Genomic DNA, 18,163 nt, shown 5'->3' with positions numbered 1-18,163 from the left:
GCACAAACTTATTGATATTCTAGATAAGGAGTGGAGTCCAAATAATCTACAATCCTTTCATTTTTCAAATAATTTTTGAAAAAATATAAAAAAAGTTTTATAATTATCTACAAGTTATGGGATAGGTTCGTATGTTTGTATTAGCAAATACAAATACTCCAATTGTAACATTAGCATCATTTAGATCTCTGTTACGAAGAAGAGCATTAGTATTAAAAGCAAAAACCCCAGGTGATCAGACCTGAGGCTTAAGGATTACCATTACATATTCAAGTGTAATGTTTCTCTTGTTACCTGTAGCAATGCCTCGCTACAGTTTACCGATTTCAACTTTTAAAATATTGGGGAACACTTGCGGTGTTCCTTTTTTATTATACCCAAATATAGGGCTTTTTAAGGCATCTATAAAATAAAATTATCCACCAAACATTGACTGTAGTCGCATTCTACTACAATTAATTGCCTTTTTTCTTAAAATCTACTGAAAATACTACTTAATGTGTCTTTATATGGTGTTGTTGATACTGAATTCTTTTTTGAAAAAAAAATCAAATTGTAATTTCGATCTCAAAAAATTACCTTTTGGTAATATGATGTAATATTTATAGCTTTGTGAAAACAGAGTGAGAGGGATATGGAGGCTAGGAAAGCATCAAACAGCAGGTATGCTGAAGTTAGGCAAGGGATAATTGACGGAAGAGTTTTAAAGATAATTGCTGCTCAGCATCCTGAGCTCATAGCTGAAGCTCAGAAGAACGTTACTCCATTGATTAATGATTTCATGTTGATCAAGGAGTTATACGCATACGTGTGCTTATCTTATCAGCCAAATTCAAATTACACACATAAACTTTATTTCATAGCATCAATCCTGCGGTTATTCAACCCGGATGCTCTGATCATTGACTGCAAGCTTAGAAATGGCTTACGCAGATCCCTGGCTAACTGCCTTGGCGATTCCGGCCCCAACTCATCTTACTACATCGATCAGGCAAGAGCCTACATGAAGATCAAAGCCTTCAAAGCTGCGGTTACTAGCATCACTGAACAATATCTCAATCAAATGTCTGTAGCATGAATTACGAGAAACGATTAATTCCGACAGTTGAGATATGGCCTAATACTGGCCAGATAAACGGCCTGCCGGCAAATCCGCGGTTTATTCGTGATGAGCGTTGTGATGCACTGTTTAAATCTATCCAAGATGATCCTGAAATGCTTGATTTGCGTGAATGCATTGTTTTTCCTTATGCTGATGCCTTTGTAGCTATTGCCGGTAATATGCGATTGGCTCAAACAATAAATGTTATCAATATGGATATTGTTTCTTTCTGTGAACTAATGGCCACAAAGAAGCAAGAACAGAAAGATAAAGGATTAAACTATGATGCTTGGTTTAAGGCTATAACAGACCTGCGGACTTCAAAATCAATTCCTTGTAAGGTACTCCCTGCCAACACTCCTATCGATAAGCTGAAAGCAATTGTCATTAAGGACAATATAGGATTTGGCCAGGATAACTGGGATCTGCTTAACCAGGATTGGGACATAACAGAGCTCGAAGATTTTGGTATGATCACTATGGACTTTGCTACTGCTGCGGAAGACGAACAAAAAGACTTTGAATCTTCTCTTCCAGAAGAGGATCAAGTTGATTTATCTCCCAGTGCACCTCCTATTGAATTAAAGATTGTATTTGATGACTTGCAGGTATATGACTCAGTTAAGCTAGAAATTGAAGAGCTTTTAAAGGGCTATCCTGGTGCTAATCTGAAATTATAATGTTTGATCCGCACAGAACAGCTAAGCAGATTAGAGAGGCCAGAATGGTTATTGTTGGGGAGCTTTATAAACGAGGCTTCTCCTTCCGTGAGATAAGGGAAGAAGTTATAAAACGCGGTGACCAGGATACATACTCATTATCCACTGTAAAGAAAGACGTGGATATACTATTGAAAGAATGGCGCAAAACCCGTATTGCTGATGTTGACCAGGCTATCCAGTTGGAGCTTGAATCGATAAATACTCAGATCAGGGAGTGCTGGTATGCTTGGGATAGGTCAAAAACTGATCACAAGGTAAAGTCTAAGAAGCAATCCGGCATTGCTGCTAAAGGAAGCAAATCAGTTGCCCCCGACGGCTCTATTGCTGATGGTGATACAAAAATACAGACTACAGCCATTGAGCAGACGGAAAAGGATCAAATGGTGTTTGGTGATCCACGTTACCAGGACTTAATCAATAAGCTTGGAATGGAACGTCGTAAGCTTCTTGGATTATACGCTGTCGACAAATCAGAATTAACATTAAAAGGTAGTATTTCCCCTGATAAATGGCTTGAAGAGAATAGTGAGGATGAATAACATATGGCGGGGAATATCAAGGTACAGAAGCCTTACCGGCCACTGTACACCGATAAGAAGAAGTTTATAATATTAATTACTGGTGGAAGGGGATCTGGAAAGTCCTTTAACGCCGCAACGTTCATTGAAAGGTTAACATTTCAAATAAGGCATATCATCTTGATGTGCCGGTATACGCTTACCGCAGCAAGTATATCTGTAATCCCGGAGTTTGAACAGAAGATTGAGCTGGATGGTTTTAAAAGCAAATTTAAATCTACCAAAACAGAGATCCTTAACAAGTTCTCTGGAAGTAAGATCCTATTTCGCGGTATTAAGACATCTTCAGGTAACCAGACCGCAAATCTAAAGTCCATTCAGGGTATCACAACCTTTGTCGGTGACGAGATGGAGGAATGGCAGGAGGAGGAAGATTACGACACGCTGCGGTTATCAATCAGACAGAAGGATATCCAGAATAGGTGCATACTGATCATGAACCCGAGCGATGGTGAGCACTTTGTGTACAAAAAGTACATTGAGAACACTCATAAGCTGGTTGATTATGATGGTGTAATGGTTCAGATAAGTACGCATCCTGATGTGCTGCATATTCATACAACCTTCCATGACAATGAAGAGAATCTGGGTGAGCAGTTTCTAAATGAAATTGCCAGGATAAAAGAAGAGTCTATTGCTAAGGCCACTATCAACGGCGTGTTTAACAAAGCTGCTTTCCAGATGACCAAGTATGCTTTAAAGGTGATTGGTAGATGGTCCGATATTGCCGAAGGTGTTATTCTGCCTAACTGGGAAGAAGGCGAATTCAATCACGCTCTGCCTCATTGTTATGGTCAAGATTACGGGTTCTCAGTAGACCCTGATACGTTGATCAATGTCGCTGTTGATCGTAAACGAATGATCATCTATCTGGATGAAGAGTACTGCGATACTAAACAGTTAGGTCTGAATGACCTTTATGAAATCAATAAAAGCCGGATACGCTTTGAAGATGACCTGATTGTTGGTGATAGTGCAGAGGATAGATTGATTGAAGATTTGCATAAGCTAGGCCTAAACATCATCGAATGCGAGAAAGGACCAGGTAGCGTAAAGGCCGGCCTTACTGCAATGAATGATTACAAGATCATTGTAACTGAAAGAAGTGTTAACATAAAAAAAGAGTTGCGAAAATATAAGTGGAACGATAAAAAGGCAGGTATTCCAATCGATAAGTGGAATCACACGATTGATGCCGCCCGTTATGCGTTCCGTAAATTGACAGAAGGTCAAGATAGTGATTTGAGTGCTTTAAGTGTGTTTGGATAAAGAGAAAAGGGATGGCAAAGAAAAATAATGATGTGGTAGTTGTTGGGGTGGATGAAGAAGTTGCGGTTGATGAAACACCACTTGTTGAATTAGTCTTAGCTATAGGCCAGAAAGTTTCTGGAATAGATGAAGCAATTATGCAATATGATACATCAGAACATGATGTATTCAAGGAAGCTAAAAGGCCAAAGAAGCCCGTTCAAAAGCCCTCTGGTGTAAAGGATTCAAATGGAAAGGATATTATTAACACAAGTCTTGAAGAGGTTAATCGTATTGCTCTCCCTCTTCAAAAGTTAATAGTTACCAGGCGAGCTGCATTTATGAATGTGGCCAAAATGGAAATTGAATGTAAGCCAGTTGGAGTGCAGCAAGAAACATTGCTGGCAATGATCAAGAGGTGCCGTGATGACAATAAAGTTCAATACAAAGCTAAAGAGATTGCTAAAAGGATGATGTCAGAGCTTCAGTGTGCTGCATTATGGTATAGTGAGAATGTTGAACCTGGTTACTGGGGAGATCTTGCACCTACAGCTAAAAAAAGAATGCGTATGGAGGTGCTCAGTCCACTGAAAGGCGACAAGCTTTATCCGGTGTTCAATGGTTTGGGTAATTTATCGTATTTCGGTAGACGCTATGAGACACTGATGGATATCACTGGTCTACAGATTACTAAGGAGCTTATAAACAAAGCATCTGAAAAGGTAGTTCATTTCGATATATACACAGAAACATTCATTTACCTATTTGAGGAGGTCTCAGGCGGATGGTTGATGAAGAGAAAAATCAAACATTCCTATGGCAAGATCCCTGTTATTTATTATGCACAGGAGCGTCCGGAGTGGGCAGACGTTCAATCTGAAATTACCAGACTTGAGATTGTTTTGTCAAACTTTGCTGATACCAATGATTACAACGGTTCACCTATCCTCGTATCCAAAGGCATAATTAAAGGCTTCTCTGCAAAAGGTGAACGAGGTAAAGTTTTAGAGCTTGATGGTAAGGATTCTGATATCAAGTATGTCACCTGGGAGCAGGCTCCTGTATCAATAAAATTAGAGATTGACTCATTGGTTGACTTCATATTTACATGCTCTCAAACACCAAATATTACTGTAAAGGAGATGTCAGGTATAGGTGCCGCTCCTTCTGGTGCAGCGTTCGATCGCGTTTTGATGGATCCGCATTTAGCCGCTCAGGATAAGCTTGATGGGGCTTATGGCGAAGGCGCTCAAAGAGAGTTGTCGTTTCTGAAATCTGCTTGCATTGCTATAAATAAGCCTTTAGAGCCTGCCAAGAATATGTCTATATCTCCAAAATTCACTTTGTTTAGAATTGATGACCGAAGAGAGGCAATTGATGACAGTATCGTAGCCCTTGCTGGTGGAGTTGCATCAATCGAGACAGCTGTAGCTATGGCCGGACTTACTGATGATCCAAAAGCTGAAATAAAATTGATCAAAGCTGCTGCGGATACACTTGGTAAAGAGATTGAAGAAGAGGAAGAAGTTTAATAAAACTATACAAATATGAGATATAAACTGCAATTATCAAGATCAAATGAAATTATGCCAATGGTAGATATTCCAGCGGACTTTAACATGAGTATTGGCGATGTTCTGCTGATCGATGGTAAATACCATGAATTAAAAAAAATAATTAGACCTACATGCATTGTTATCGATATTAAAGCCTTCCCGACAAAAGATCAGATGGATGATGCCATGCCTATACTTATTGTTGGTGACTCTTTTCCATTGATTTAATAAGTGGCTAATCCAATCAATAACAAGTACGAGAAGCTTCACTTTAATGAGCAAGATCGTGTGGTTAATTATATCAATAAGCAATATGATTCAATCATTTCTCAGATTGCACCATTGGTGGAGTCTGGGGCCGCTACTTCCGTTGTTCAGCGTAAGCTTAATTTCTTATTAAAGCAATTCCGTAAAAACGTAACTGCCAGAATTGAAAATGGTATAAGATTCTCCTGGGATATTTCCAATCAAAAGAACATTGCATACTTTGAAAGGCGTTTATCCGGATTTAAAATCCCTGATCAAATTAGGAAAGCTTTGTTTAATCCTAATCATAACAGATTAGAGGCATTCATTGCTCGTAAAGATGGCGGGATGGATCTTTCTAGTCGCGTATGGAAGTCTGCGCAGCAATTCAAGATTAATGTTGATATGAGTATGGATATCGGCATAGCTGAAGGTAAAGGAGCCAAGGCTATAGGCAGAGAGTTACGTCAAAATCTTAATGAACCTGATAAATTATTCCGTCGTGTGCGTAATTCACGAGGCAATCTTAAACTTTCTAAACCAGCAGAAGCATATAAACCAGGGCAAGGTGTGTACCGATCTGCTGCGAAGAATAGTGAAAGACTTGCCAGGACTGAGACAAATAGAGGATATCGTGCTGCGGATGGAGCGGCTTGGGAGAATAATCCTTTGGTGCTTGGTTATGAGATACGTCTTTCTGCTACCGCTAAGCCAAAGATCAGATGTGAGCTGTGCAAAAGTCTTGAAGGAAAGTATCCTGTATGGTTTGTTTGGAACGGATGGCATCCAAACTGCCTATGTTTCAAAATACCTATCCTGATGGATGATGAAATGATGGCCAAGTATCAAAAGCTTGTTGCCCGAGGTCTTGATACTCCAGGAGCGGTAAAGGACCTTCAAGTGTCTTTAAAGATAAATGATCCACCACCAGAATTCAACATTTGGATTAACACCAATGCCGAACGTGTTGAAGGGTGGAAAGCTCGACCTTATTGGTGGAAGGATAATGATAAATTTATCACAACTGTGCTTAAAAATGAAGTTACTTAAATTATTTCTGGTAAAGGCGGAATATCTTTCATGATATCTTCTGGCGGTTGTTGTGGTGTGTAGGCGGTCAAATACATCTTCGATCTAATCTCCTCAATGGTCTTCTGAGCGACTTCGCTACTAACATCTAACAGGTTATCAAGTCTGGATGCATTTTTAGATAGAGTATCCTTCAATGCCGGTGAGCCTAATTCTATTTTATCCAAATGTTCTTGAGCCATCTTGAGCCATATTTCAAGAAAATTTGGCTCAAAGTCTTCTACTAATATTAACGATATACATGTCGACATTCCCCAATCAAATGCATTAACATGATCATTTTTAGAAGAGACAATGTTAAACATTGCTCTATTAACATCAAATGCGGTTAATGTTAATTCTTCTTTTAATTCCTTGTTTTCTCTGCTTAACTTTTCATCTTGCAAAGCTAAGCTTGCAATCATTGATTTATTTATTTTCTTCTTATGGGCAATTAATATCACTGAAATAAATCCCCAGCTAATCAGCGCAGCTAAACCAATTATGGTAGCAAACATATAAAGGTTGGTGGAAATAACGTCTGAAAAGAATCCAGACCCTATCTCGGTCTTTAAAACTACTTTTTCTAAGCTATCTAATTTCAGATGCATCAGGTTTATAGTTCTTTTCAAAGAATCTGTTGCTGTCATTGATTTGATGACAGGAGGATAAGGGAATACTTGAAATAACATGAGAGTGCTTTTTCTGCAATATACAAACATCTTCCAATTGTTTGACAATGTATGACATTGTCAAAACAGCTTCTTCATACCGGCTAATCAGCTGGGTAATTTTGGGTTTAAGCAGGCAATAACCCGTTTTGGGGGTATCGCTTTCAAACCTATTCAAATGAAAAATAAACTTATTTTAATGCTAAAAACCTTATTTGCAAGTAAGGGTTTTAGCCAAAAAGCAATCGAGGGTCTTGCTGAATACTTAGCACCGAACCTCACAGAAGAATCAACAGCAGAGGAAATGACTGCAGCAATTACAGCTATTGAACCCATGACCTCATTAATGCAGTCTGAGATTAACCGCCAGGTTACTGAGGCAAAAAAAACAAAGACTGTTGAAGACTCAACTATCACTCCGGTTGAAGAACCAAAACCAGCAGTTCCTGCTACAACTGATCCGGTTATGCTGGAGCTTTTGAACCAGGTAAAAACATTAGCTCAGGGTTTGGCTGCTGTTCAAACGAAAGAGGTAGCTATAACACGTAAAGACTTATTACTGGCGAAGCTTGAAAAGACACCTGAAGTTTATAAAGCAAAGGCTCTTAAAGATTTCGCAAGGATGAAGTTTGAAACGCAAGAAGAGTTTGACGAATTCCTTGCTGAAAGTGAAACTGATGCAGCTTCTGCTATTCAGGGAGCAAGTGATGCAGGATTAGGCGGAGATGCCCCACCAAAAGGGTATGTGCCTGCAAAAGGAGCTGACGAGAAAGAGGTATCGCCAGCAATGAAAGAATTAATTGCTGAACGCGCCGCTACGGCTGCTGCTAAGGCTAACTAAAAGTCTATATAATGGGATTGACGGGGATTAAAAGAGAGGGAACTCAAGGCTTTAAAAAAGTAGTCTGGGAGAACGTAGGTGATACGCTTGCTGGCGGCTTAGTGATGGATTTCACTGCCTACACCGCGGGTGTCAATGGCTATATGCCGGAAGGAACATGTATCGGTAAGATGACAGCTACCGGCCTCGGCCGTGTGGTATTGGATCCGGCGGCACCAATTGCAGGCTTGCAAATATTGGGCTTGTCATTGAGAGACGTGTTCATCGAAGACAATGCGGTTGTCGGTGTAGGTTTATTGGGTACCGCAAGGTTAAAAGCATTGCCGGCTAATGAGAAATCAAAAGCCGCAGCATTAGCTACCGCTTTACCTAAGATCACTTTGGTATAATTAACAGATTCAAAATTATTAACATTTAAATAATGATAAATGTACAAGAATTAGTACCTGCTTTCAGGCAGGCTGATGCTCAGGCATATATTCAAACGTTTCCGTTTGACATACTGCCTTATCAGAGCGTTTTTCCTTTGCTATATCAGCCAGACCTTAGATGGTCAGGTATTGAGGCGGAGTTCGGTGCTAAAGTTATGGCCGATGTAGTGGCTTTCAATAGCCGAGCACCGAGAAAAGGTCGTAATTTACCAACTAAGATATCAGGTGATATCCCAAAGATTGAAATTGCAAGGGATAAAATGGAAACTGATTTCAATACTTTAAGAAGTCTTGAAAATGCTGTTCGTTTACTTCCAGATGGGCCTACTAAAAAACAGGCTATGCAACGCATTTTGGATTGGCATTATGAAGACCAAACATTTGCTGTAGATGGTGTAAATGCCCGTTTAGAGTGGATTGCAAAACAGATCGCCTCAAAAGGAAAGTATAGCCTTACATTAATTAACAATGAGGCTGGTGTTCAAACTAAAATTGATGTTGATTTTGGAATTCCTGCCGATCAGCTTGTTAATGCTGCAAAAGACTGGTCAGCAGCTGATGCAGATCCTATTGCTGACATCAGAACACGGAAGAAAGCTGCTAAAGCAAAAAACAGAGTATTGCAGTATATGACCATGGAGGAGGATACATTTGAAAACTTCGCTGCAAACGAAAAGGTTCAGAAATTCTGCGCTACTTATGTTGTCAATGCTTTAAATCTTCAGCAGCTTCCTGATTTGGATACAGTTAATCTTGCACTGAAAAGACAGAAGTTACCGATCATCAAAATTTGGGAATCAGCAATGGTTCAAGAAGGTAAAGACGGATCTCAGACTCAGATTACTGGATGGGAAGAGGGAAATGTGACTTTCCACGAACTTCCAACGTTAGGAAACACCCAGTATACTACATCAGCGGATGAATATGTTAATGCTGGGGTTGCACAGAAAACCAAATCTGGTATTGTCCTTTTGAAAACATGGGGAGAGGAAGATCCTATTACAGTTATCACTAAAGCAGTGGCTTATGCTACTCCTGTATTGAATAACTCTAAAAATATTCACATCCTGAAAACCAAATTAGCTGCATAAGCATGACCAATTTAAAAGCCCTGCAAGCCGAACTAAACAGGCCGATGCCCGAAATAACATTGGAATTGGCACTGCTGAAGAACAATCTGGATGCGGATGCCACCTATGTAGTTCCGGATAACATCAAACCTGTTGAGGTGGCTCTTGCAGGGCTTATACTCACCATTGCAATGAGTCCAAAGAGTGTTAAGGAACTGGATTACCAGGTGACTGAGCATGATATGGATGATTTGTTAAAACTTCGTCTGATCATCATTAAACGCTACGGCCTTGTTGATGAGTTGGCAGAAAAGGAAAATACGGTAACCGGTAGATCACCCTGGTAATGAATGAGCAATACATACATAAGATGACATACACGACTAAGGCTACCCCAGATGTCTATGATCAGTCAACTGGTCAATGGATTGTTGGTCAGCCTGGTCTTGATGTAGTGATTGAGTGTAGAGCTCAGCCTAATAGGTCCGGTAAAAAGAAACCCAACAAGGATGGAATTTTAACTGAGTATTCATATGACTTAGGTTTTCCGATTAGTACACAAGATCTCCCTGAAAAGAATGCCCTCGTGAAGATCACCGGCGTAAGGGATGAGTTGCTATTTAATGGAGAGCTTCAGGGTTATCAAATTGGTTTACGTAGCATATTAGGCTGGATATGAAGTTTAATCTGGAAAATAGTTTTACAAAGGGTGATTTCGACAAGTTAGTAAAGGAAGAGATGGCCCGTATAATTAAGGTTACTCAGAATGAGCTTATACAAGTCGGATTGCAGTTTGTGAGGGATGCAAGGTCTAAGATTCCAGATGATAACTATCGGGAGGCAATAAACTCATTAGCGTATGCTAAAGGAGAAACCAGAGCGCAACTTGGTTCGGATTCACCTGGCTTTAATGATGATACTGGAAATCTAAGAAGTTCAATAGGTTTTATTCTAATGTACGACGGAGAGCTTGTCTATCAAGATTTCCAGTTGTCATCCAAAGGCACAGATAAGAGTGCTGGATTAGCCTTAGGAACAGCTTATGCACAAAAGTTAGGTGAAGATTATAAAACGGGTTGGGCAATAATTACAGTAGCAGGAATGGAGTATGCAAGTTGGGTTGAGGCCCTTGGATATGATGTAATCACTGGTAGCACATTGGGTGCTCAGAAGATATTATCAATTGCATTTCAAAACGTGGAAACAGCATTTGCTGCATAATATGGGAACAACAACAGCATTGTCCGCACAGGAATCAATCTTTAACCGACTTATAGCGGCTGATGTCATAAATACTTCTTCCCTAACAGGAGGCATATTTAAAAACAGAAGGCCAAAGGATAGTTTGAAGGAAGACATAGTTGTCAGGGTCTTTATTATGAACGCAGAGCAGGTACAGGAAGGTGTGATCAATGTCAACATCCATGTGCCTAATCTTAACCTTACAAATGATTCAACTCAACCTGATGAAGATCGATTGATTAGGATTACGGATATAGTTGTTTCTGCGCTTAAGGATTACCGGGGATATGATTATTGGTTCACTATTAAAGTACCAGGTATGCCTTATCCGGATGATAACAACTGGTTTAGCAATATTCAAGTTGAGTTTACAACATTACTAAAATAAAATTAAGCCTGGTAACAGGGATTATTTAAACAATAAAATTAAAATTATGCCACAAGGAGTTAATGGGGTAGAGAGCATTGAGTTAGCACCGATTGGTGTTAACGGAGCAATGCCAACGACGGGATGGATTAAGATTGTGGATATTGAGGATGACTCTGTATCATTTGCAGTGCCACCGTTAGAAAAAATTAAAATAAGAGTAGAAGATAAGGGTGGGGTCCGTTATGTTTTGCCCGGGGAAACAGATGGTGCAAAATTCTCCTTTAAATCTATAGATATTGATGGCCCTAAAGCTGCCTTGTTACTTGGTGGAACGTGGGATGCAACCGCTAAAGAATTTGATTATCCTGCAAATCCAGGTATTATACAGCTTGCTGTGAGATTTACTTCCCTTCCATTTGAAGGTCAGAAATTCCAGTTGAGTATTCCGGTTGCCGCGGGTAATGCAGGTATTGCCAATAACTTCACTAAAAAAGGATTTGTGGCATTAAGCTATGAAGGTGAAGCGACCACACCAGCTAACGCTGCGGGTGAAGCAATGAGTCCATGGGGATTCAAATTCATCCCAGCAACCTAAAATTGATTTTTAATATTAAAAAGCCTGGTTAATTCCAGGCTTTTTTGTAGAACTATATTTTAAAATGAATAAACAAGAAAAAGACGGTATTCTGTCTCATATCCTGGATATCCCTACTCCATTGAAGACGGTTAAGATGGCCCCAAGGAATGTGTTTGAGCGCGTATTAATCTTTCTTAGGATAATGAACCCTAAATATGAAATGCTTTATTTGAGAGGGCTTAAAATGTCCACCAATTACACGCTTACAGCATTTGCAAATGGATTAAGTACTGAAAGCAATAAGGATGGGAATGTGGAACAAACTTTTGAAATTGTCCACGAAAACACCTACCAGATGGCAGCATATTTGGCCACTGCCATTCAAAACAAAAAAACACCAGCTCCAAAATATTTGATAAACACGATCGCTGACGAGTTCACGAATACAGAACTTAAAGCCGCTATAGAAGAAGTCTACCGGAGGTTAGACGTACAATCTTTTTTCGGCTGTATGGAATTAGCGGGAAAGCTAAGTCTAATGTAACATACCCAGGCCATGATTCACCATGGGGTGTTATGGGGCCTATGATGAAGTACTGGCATTATGATGATATGGATAAAGTCATGGATAAGCGATATATAGATGTGATGATGCTCAATGCAACTATTAATCCAGGCGACAGTAAAGAGACTGGAATTAAAGGTACTTCCGGGGCTGGCATGAGTTTCTTCGATTTCGGTAAGAAGCTCTCTGGTATGAATTAATATTACTTTTTATTACCATTAGGTAAATTTAATCTATTTGATTTACAGGCTTTTGTAAATTACTTTATATTACCATTTGGTAATATAAAGTAATAGTGCGATGTTTGAAACGCAGAAAGGGAATGTGAGGTTGATTAATTAAAGCTGGTAAGGCTTTACTTTTTTATTAAGTGCCAGAAGGGCAGGAGTAGTGGGTAAGATTGATAGCGGGGGCGGGTGCCTCCGCTTATTTTGTTAACAAGAATTTTTATATCATATGAATAGAGTACAGACTGCGCTTAGAAACTTAGCAGTAAACGGGGTAATATCATTACCAGAAGCATTAAAGATTGCTCAGCGATTTGATGAAGATGAAGAAGAAAGTCTGAACCTGATCACCAGGTGCAAGACTCAGGTAGGAATGGATCTGGGTGGAGATATCAGAGCTCATGAAGCCAAACTGAAAGGCACCTTCTTCAATGAAAAGAACTACCACTTTGAAAGATTACCAGAAGGGCAATAATTAATTAATCACCACACATTTTAAAGCAAGCAAAATGGACTATGTAAAATTAGCGGAAACCGTACAGCAAATGCGGGCCGCACAAAATGAGTACTTCCGGACAAGATCCGGTATTGCTCTCAATAACTCTAAAAAGTTAGAAAAAGAAGTTGATGATATGGTTAAAGCGTTTGTAAGACCCCAGTCAATCATTCAGGCTGATATGTTCGGCAAAGGCATACCCGTAACAGATCCAAATCTTAAGCACGAAATCAAATTTTGCTTACTTCAAGAGTTGGATATAAATGAACATGGTAAGTTCATTTACACGAGCACAAGTGGTGTTCATTCGATGAGTATGCCAGATTTTCTTTCTGATTTCCGTGAGTGGCTAAATACCCAAGGTATTACTAAGGATTACCAGATATCGTAGCGCTCAAAAAAAAGAAAATAAGATTTCAGTTTTTATAAGTCCACCCTGCTTAGAAATAAGCGGGGATAGGAAGGTAGAATGAAAATCAAGTTAATATGGGCATTAGCCCTTGTAATCGCTCTAGGAGCGAGTTGCAAAAAAGAAGAGCAGCCACAGCCAGAAAAGAAGTCTTACAGGGAATTAAAGGAAAACAAAGCTACAGCAGGAATCAGATGGGATTTACCCGGAACCGGAGAGCCTCCGGTTACTTTCGACCCGGGCAATCCATTAGACGAAAGTAATTGGGGCTATCCTAACAACCCCACTACATTTCCTCACAACTCAGGAGTATGCAATTGCGGACAATACGCAAGCTGTCATCCTGGAGGATATAGCGTGATATGGTATGAGGGTGTAGATCATAACGGGCATGTACTACTATTCGATGTGAAGCCTGGCCAGGTCAAATTTCCAGAAGGAGCAACTTTTTTCCCTTAACAAAATTATCAAAGTAATGTTAACATACCCTGCCCTAACAAGGCGGGGTTTTTAGGTGCCGGGCTTTTCAACTGGTAAAGGTCATGAATAGATTAGAAGAGAGTGAGCACCTTAACGGTGAGGATAACCTGCCGCTAACTAGCGCTGGGGCAAAAGTATTAATTATCATCGCTGTTATGATGTTCATGACATGCCTTACTATCTACGTTGCCGGTGAGCTGGATAAGGCAGATAAGGCCAGATCCGTTGAATCCTTTCCGGATCATTCAGAGATAAGAAATTCCATTGAACTATGAAAAAAAAACATTTAATCTGTTTTTCTGGTGGACATGCGTCCGCTATAGTTAGTATTTATTGTGTTGAAATGTTTGGTAAGGATAATGTAATTCTTTTGAATCACGATATAAATCCGAAGTACGAAGCTGAAGATATTAAAAGATTCAAAAAGGAGGTAGCTGATTATTTAGGATTGCCAATTACTTACGCTAATATTAACTATGTTTCAGATCCAAATTTGATTCCTAGTCAATTTGAAGTATGTATAAAAGCCAATGCTATTACGGATTTTAGGACTAGCCAAGCGTTATGTACAAATAGATTAAAAACAGCACCTTTTTTACAGTATTTAGAGTATAATTTCCCTACATACGATACTTTATTTGAAACTCAAAAAGATTGTATTTTATATTATGGCTTTGATGATACTGAGAAAGACAGGATACAGAGGAGAAGCAGTATTATGGGGGGGGTAGGTTACAAAACAGCTTTTCCAATTGCTTTTGAAAACCTAAGAATTACAGATACAAATCAAATTGGAATTGCTCCACCTATAACCTATAGGACTTTTATTCATGCTAATTGTATTGGTTGTCTTAAGGCGGGGTTGCTTCATTGGTATGTAACTTATGTTCTGCGTCCTGACGTGTATAATGAGGGTATTGATATGGAAAACCAAGTGGATTTTACTATCCATAGGATCACAAGGAATAAGGTCGCCCAATCTATATCGCTTTCAGAGCTTGCGCCAATATTTAAGCAAATGAAAGCTGATGGTGTTTAGGCAACTGAACATCAATCCGCTATAAAATTCGGTCTTCTACTTAGAAAGTATCAAATAGAACAGTGTAACATAAATAAACCGTGTGAATGCACAGATTAAATAATAATTATGAAAACAATATTTGAGATTATTCGTCCATTTAATAACCAGAGACCAAAATCATTTGGTGAAAAAATGGAAGAAATGAGCTATCCCGTAAGCGCAGTATTGGATATAGCAGAAGAATACGCTGACCAGTTTATTCCTAAGTGGATACCCTGCAAGTTTGGTGATCCACTGACTAAAGGCAGGTATATGCTTTACGTGTTCAATCAGGATACTGGCATCGGCGATGAGATTAACATAAATATCACTAAAGAGGTTGACGAGGTGAATTATTTCTTTGCTACTCACTATTACAAGATTGTCGAACCGGGAGCACCTAAACCATAACCAATGAGTATTCTTGAGAACGTGTTTACCCATAAAATGTTAATTCCATTGGCTCATAAATTGGTTTTGAGAAATGGCAGTTGCGGAGTTGCATTTAAAGAGCTTAATTCTATAAATTCAGAATACCCTGATGTTATCGGTTTTGGATCATGGGGACACTCTGTCCTGGTTGAGGTAAAAGTAAGTCGTTCAGATTTTCTTTGTGATAAGAAAAAGGAATTTCGAAAAGATCCCTCAAAAGGTATGGGTAAATATCGGATGTACATGTGTCCTGATGGATTGATAAAGATTGAAGATTTACCTGAAGGATGGGGATTAATATGGGTTGGAAAGACTGTTAGATGTGTCCACAATCCATATAATGGTTATTGTATCAAAACAGCACCATCTATTCATGAAAAGGAGTTACGACATCAGGGGTTCAAACAGAACATGATAGCTGAACATGCCCTTATGTATTCAGCTCTGCGTAGGCTTCATATCAAAGGCCATATTGAATCCATTTACGATAAGCAATATAATTATAACCATAAAGATTAAGTCCATGAAAGACAACAAACAGCAATTCAGAAGATAAATAATACTTCAAAAATAATTAAAAATAAAATAGATAAAAGTTTGTTATTTACAAACTTTTATCTATTTTTGTTATGTCGAAACGACGCAGTTCTTTAACATCTTAAAACCCGGTTGGCTCCGGAATATAAATGCCAAAGCAACATGAATATAATCGAAAGATTAAAACAAATTGCCGAAGAAAACCCGAATGGGTTCACGGTAACCACCACAAACTTGCAACCAGTTACAAGAGGTTGGGTAGTTGCAAACAAAGATACTCAGAACTGCTTTGGTGTGGATGGGTTAAAAAAAGCCTTAGAGGTGGCATTAAAAACCTCACAAACGATAGGGGGTTGGAAAGAAGAAAAACTGTTTTATTGGGATGCTGTAATGATCTTTTATAATGAAGATGAGGCAACCAAAGCAGGTGTAGAAAACAAACAAATTGCGATCTACAACATTGAAACCAACTACTTAAAATTCCTTTAACAAATAGGGAGGGTAAAACCTCCCTTTAAAAAAATTATATCATGGGTGTAATTAAAAACGTACATAAACTGGAACTTCATTACAGTCCGGAAGAAATCGCAAAATTAGAGGCTGGTGCAGCAATGCATTTAAAGTATTCGAATATCACTTTTAAAATTGTATCAATAGTGCCAGGTATTACAATCAGAGTGGTACAGGAAAAGTCTTTATCTGGAAACTATGCAGATAGGAAAACGTTAATTGAGAGAACTAAGGAGCTTTTTAGTACTGTTACAGGTAATCTTCACATTGTTGTTCACGCAGTGCCTTTTGAGGAGCCTATTGTCGATATAGCTGACCCGGCATGGGTGGCTGCGGAAATGCTAAGGACAGGTGTTAAGATCAAGGACTTGGTAAAAGAAACTGGTATTGATAAAACTAACCTTTCTGCGTGGATTAACGGTACAAGGCCAATGAGTCAACCGGTTAAGGCTATGTTTTATTATTATTTTACTAGGTAGTTCAAGTTAATAAAACGTAAATTATCAGCATGAAAGGCAGATCAGTTTTTACCAGTAAAGAAGCGACAGAGATTAAGAAATATTTAAATGAGCTGAGGAGTGTTGGCAGGGATACCCAGAAAGACATAAGAGCTCATTTGAGATCATTTTATAAATTCTACATCACTGATTTCACCAGCTCAACATCAGGATTTACGGTTGAGGATTTTGATTTCTATGTAGAGCGTAATCAAATTACAGTTAAAGATTAAAATAAACTATTGCCAGAGTACCTAGTAAGTATCCTTTCAGCAATGATAGGCTTTTTTATTTTCACCCAAAATGACATTCAATTTTTCTAAATCAGAATTTCTTTTAAAGTTTCCTTCCTGTGAAATGATTGCTTAAAATTGAAAATGGTTCTATTAAAACATTATATTTAGTAACAATTTAATAAATATATGGAAGTTATTTTGGACGAAAGCTGCTTGCCAGCTAATCAGCAACACATACAATTTCAAATAGTTATTGAGGAATTGAAAGGTATATGGCGTAAGGGCTATTATAACGCTATTGAGCAGGCGGTCTATGAACAACCTGATAACGATGGCCTGTCAAATATTTACTGCATGTCAGCGGATGTGGTGAGGTGGCTACCTATGGACGAGTTACCATCTGGTCCATGGCTTCATTTATCGAACGACGCAACATAAATTAAAAATTATGTTTTTAATCAAGGCATATAACTTTATCAAGAATTATTAACCGAAAAAGGGATTTAAGTTTACCTCAAATCCCTTTTTCGGTTATGGTCTATCCGATGAATTATCTCTTCCTCTATCTATTTATTTTTGGTTCGATAAGTTTAGTGGTAGTATCCGGTTTAAGATAAAAATCAATTTTAATAGTATCTCCATTAAATACTTTGATATTTTCGGATTTCAGAATATAGTATCCCATAAGCATACTAGTGAAAGTATGTCTTCCGGATTTTATGTTGAACTCAAATTTACCCGCGTTATTTACTTTGTTGATGATCTTATTATCAATTTTGATTATACCACCATTCAATGGGTCATTTGTCTTATATTCCTTTATAACACCATAAAAAAAAGGGTCTCCATTAGAATTGGATTTTGTTATACTTATATCATAATTACCTTGTGTCTTTTTTATTAATCCCTGCTTTGTTACGCATCCTGTAAAAGCAGTGTACACTAGAGTAGTTAAAATTATTGATCGAATTAAATTTCTATTAATCATAGTT

The 18,163-nt window shown here is 38.5% G+C and carries 29 protein-coding genes; 27 read left to right on the top strand and 2 right to left on the bottom strand.

Annotation, left to right across the window (positions count from 1 at the left end; translation table 11 throughout):
• Nucleotides 1-634 precede the first annotated feature (634 nt).
• The 7 genes from AY601_RS20215 to AY601_RS20185 are packed head-to-tail and all read left to right on the top strand — an operon-like array spanning nt 635 to nt 6,502.
• Complete coding sequence (locus AY601_RS20215; protein ID WP_068404497.1) at nt 635-1,078, top strand: hypothetical protein; 444 nt, start codon at nt 635-637, stop codon at nt 1,076-1,078.
• Nucleotides 1,075-1,782, top strand: coding sequence for a hypothetical protein (locus AY601_RS20210; protein WP_068404495.1), 708 nt, complete (start codon nt 1,075-1,077; stop codon nt 1,780-1,782). Before AY601_RS20215 ends, AY601_RS20210 begins: the two co-directional genes overlap by 4 nt.
• Nucleotides 1,782-2,363 carry a hypothetical protein gene (locus AY601_RS20205; RefSeq protein WP_068404493.1) on the top strand — a complete coding sequence of 194 codons (582 nt, stop codon included), beginning with the start codon at nt 1,782-1,784 and terminating at the stop codon, nt 2,361-2,363. Before AY601_RS20210 ends, AY601_RS20205 begins: the two co-directional genes overlap by 1 nt.
• A 3-nt stretch (nt 2,364-2,366) precedes the next feature.
• On the top strand, nt 2,367-3,671 hold the full coding sequence (locus tag AY601_RS20200; RefSeq protein ID WP_068404491.1) for a PBSX family phage terminase large subunit: 1,305 nt from the start codon (nt 2,367-2,369) through the stop codon (nt 3,669-3,671).
• A gap of 11 nt (nt 3,672-3,682) precedes the next feature.
• Nucleotides 3,683-5,182, top strand: coding sequence for a phage portal protein (locus tag AY601_RS20195; protein ID WP_068404489.1), 1,500 nt, complete (start codon nt 3,683-3,685; stop codon nt 5,180-5,182).
• Between the two features lie 15 nt (nt 5,183-5,197).
• Nucleotides 5,198-5,434 carry a hypothetical protein gene (locus tag AY601_RS20190; RefSeq protein ID WP_068404487.1) on the top strand — a complete coding sequence of 79 codons (237 nt, stop codon included), beginning with the start codon at nt 5,198-5,200 and terminating at the stop codon, nt 5,432-5,434.
• 3 nt (nt 5,435-5,437) lie between these two features.
• A complete protein-coding gene (locus AY601_RS20185; protein WP_068404484.1) occupies nt 5,438-6,502 on the top strand; it encodes a hypothetical protein in 1,065 nt (354 codons plus the stop codon).
• On the opposite strand, the gene AY601_RS20180 is transcribed toward AY601_RS20185, so the two are convergent.
• A complete protein-coding gene (locus tag AY601_RS20180; protein WP_068404482.1) occupies nt 6,499-7,212 on the bottom strand; it encodes a hypothetical protein in 714 nt (237 codons plus the stop codon). The two genes, AY601_RS20185 and AY601_RS20180, sit on opposite strands and share 4 nt — an antisense overlap.
• A gap of 157 nt (nt 7,213-7,369) precedes the next feature.
• Between AY601_RS20180 and AY601_RS20175 the strand changes: the two genes are divergently transcribed.
• The 20 genes from AY601_RS20175 (at nt 7,370) to AY601_RS20075 (ending at nt 17,609) form a co-directional block, all read left to right on the top strand.
• A complete protein-coding gene (locus tag AY601_RS20175) occupies nt 7,370-8,032 on the top strand; it encodes a hypothetical protein (RefSeq protein ID WP_068404480.1) in 663 nt (220 codons plus the stop codon).
• Nucleotides 8,033-8,043: 11 nt separating this feature from the next.
• The gene (locus AY601_RS20170) at nt 8,044-8,421 is read left to right on the top strand and encodes a hypothetical protein (RefSeq protein ID WP_068404478.1); all 378 of its coding nucleotides are present in this window, start codon (nt 8,044-8,046) and stop codon (nt 8,419-8,421) included.
• A 32-nt stretch (nt 8,422-8,453) separates the two neighbouring features.
• Entirely contained in the window at nt 8,454-9,554 is a 1,101-nt protein-coding gene (locus AY601_RS20165) for a major capsid protein (protein WP_068404476.1), read from the top strand.
• Between the two features lie 2 nt (nt 9,555-9,556).
• Nucleotides 9,557-9,880, top strand: coding sequence for a DUF6706 family protein (locus AY601_RS20160; RefSeq protein WP_068404474.1), 324 nt, complete (start codon nt 9,557-9,559; stop codon nt 9,878-9,880).
• Between the two features lie 23 nt (nt 9,881-9,903).
• Nucleotides 9,904-10,212 (top strand): hypothetical protein, encoded by a 309-nt coding sequence (locus tag AY601_RS20155; protein WP_157288032.1) that lies wholly within the window; start codon nt 9,904-9,906, stop codon nt 10,210-10,212.
• Nucleotides 10,209-10,754: a hypothetical protein gene (locus AY601_RS20150; protein WP_068404469.1), complete on the top strand. Its 546-nt coding sequence runs from the start codon at nt 10,209-10,211 to the stop codon at nt 10,752-10,754. The genes AY601_RS20155 and AY601_RS20150 overlap by 4 nt, the downstream gene beginning before the upstream one ends.
• Nucleotide 10,755: 1 nt before the next feature.
• Nucleotides 10,756-11,163, top strand: a complete 408-nt coding sequence (locus tag AY601_RS20145; protein WP_068404467.1) for a hypothetical protein — start codon at nt 10,756-10,758, stop codon at nt 11,161-11,163.
• A 46-nt stretch (nt 11,164-11,209) separates the two neighbouring features.
• Nucleotides 11,210-11,740: a hypothetical protein gene (locus AY601_RS20140; protein ID WP_068404465.1), complete on the top strand. Its 531-nt coding sequence runs from the start codon at nt 11,210-11,212 to the stop codon at nt 11,738-11,740.
• Nucleotides 11,741-11,804: 64 nt separating this feature from the next.
• The gene (locus tag AY601_RS20135; RefSeq protein ID WP_068404462.1) at nt 11,805-12,266 is read left to right on the top strand and encodes a hypothetical protein; all 462 of its coding nucleotides are present in this window, start codon (nt 11,805-11,807) and stop codon (nt 12,264-12,266) included.
• Between the two features lie 41 nt (nt 12,267-12,307).
• The gene (locus AY601_RS20130) at nt 12,308-12,487 is read left to right on the top strand and encodes a hypothetical protein (protein ID WP_157288030.1); all 180 of its coding nucleotides are present in this window, start codon (nt 12,308-12,310) and stop codon (nt 12,485-12,487) included.
• A gap of 256 nt (nt 12,488-12,743) precedes the next feature.
• The gene (locus tag AY601_RS20125; protein ID WP_068404457.1) at nt 12,744-12,989 is read left to right on the top strand and encodes a hypothetical protein; all 246 of its coding nucleotides are present in this window, start codon (nt 12,744-12,746) and stop codon (nt 12,987-12,989) included.
• A gap of 34 nt (nt 12,990-13,023) precedes the next feature.
• The gene (locus tag AY601_RS20120; RefSeq protein ID WP_068404455.1) at nt 13,024-13,401 is read left to right on the top strand and encodes a hypothetical protein; all 378 of its coding nucleotides are present in this window, start codon (nt 13,024-13,026) and stop codon (nt 13,399-13,401) included.
• Nucleotides 13,402-13,479: 78 nt separating this feature from the next.
• Nucleotides 13,480-13,878 (top strand): hypothetical protein, encoded by a 399-nt coding sequence (locus tag AY601_RS20115; RefSeq protein ID WP_068404453.1) that lies wholly within the window; start codon nt 13,480-13,482, stop codon nt 13,876-13,878.
• Between the two features lie 292 nt (nt 13,879-14,170).
• Nucleotides 14,171-14,938 carry a hypothetical protein gene (locus AY601_RS20105; RefSeq protein ID WP_068404449.1) on the top strand — a complete coding sequence of 256 codons (768 nt, stop codon included), beginning with the start codon at nt 14,171-14,173 and terminating at the stop codon, nt 14,936-14,938.
• 108 nt (nt 14,939-15,046) lie between these two features.
• Nucleotides 15,047-15,370, top strand: a complete 324-nt coding sequence (locus AY601_RS20100; protein ID WP_068404447.1) for a hypothetical protein — start codon at nt 15,047-15,049, stop codon at nt 15,368-15,370.
• A 3-nt stretch (nt 15,371-15,373) separates the two neighbouring features.
• Nucleotides 15,374-15,910, top strand: coding sequence for a hypothetical protein (locus AY601_RS20095; protein WP_068404445.1), 537 nt, complete (start codon nt 15,374-15,376; stop codon nt 15,908-15,910).
• A 180-nt stretch (nt 15,911-16,090) separates the two neighbouring features.
• A complete protein-coding gene (locus tag AY601_RS20090) occupies nt 16,091-16,417 on the top strand; it encodes a hypothetical protein (protein WP_157288028.1) in 327 nt (108 codons plus the stop codon).
• Nucleotides 16,418-16,458: 41 nt separating this feature from the next.
• Nucleotides 16,459-16,917 carry a transcriptional regulator gene (locus AY601_RS20085; protein ID WP_068404439.1) on the top strand — a complete coding sequence of 153 codons (459 nt, stop codon included), beginning with the start codon at nt 16,459-16,461 and terminating at the stop codon, nt 16,915-16,917.
• A gap of 29 nt (nt 16,918-16,946) precedes the next feature.
• Nucleotides 16,947-17,168, top strand: coding sequence for a hypothetical protein (locus AY601_RS20080; protein ID WP_068404437.1), 222 nt, complete (start codon nt 16,947-16,949; stop codon nt 17,166-17,168).
• Nucleotides 17,169-17,357: 189 nt separating this feature from the next.
• Nucleotides 17,358-17,609 carry a hypothetical protein gene (locus AY601_RS20075; RefSeq protein WP_068404435.1) on the top strand — a complete coding sequence of 84 codons (252 nt, stop codon included), beginning with the start codon at nt 17,358-17,360 and terminating at the stop codon, nt 17,607-17,609.
• Nucleotides 17,610-17,733: 124 nt separating this feature from the next.
• Here AY601_RS20075 and AY601_RS20070 read toward each other — a convergent pair whose 3' ends face one another.
• The gene (locus AY601_RS20070; RefSeq protein WP_157287942.1) at nt 17,734-18,159 is read right to left on the bottom strand and encodes a hypothetical protein; all 426 of its coding nucleotides are present in this window, start codon (nt 18,157-18,159) and stop codon (nt 17,734-17,736) included.
• Nucleotides 18,160-18,163 lie beyond the last annotated feature (4 nt).

The organism is Pedobacter cryoconitis, from assembly GCF_001590605.1.
Lineage (GTDB): Bacteria > Bacteroidota > Bacteroidia > Sphingobacteriales > Sphingobacteriaceae > Pedobacter > Pedobacter cryoconitis_A.
Note: the sequence above shows the minus strand (reverse complement) of the source record. Positions and strands in the feature narration are given on the sequence as shown.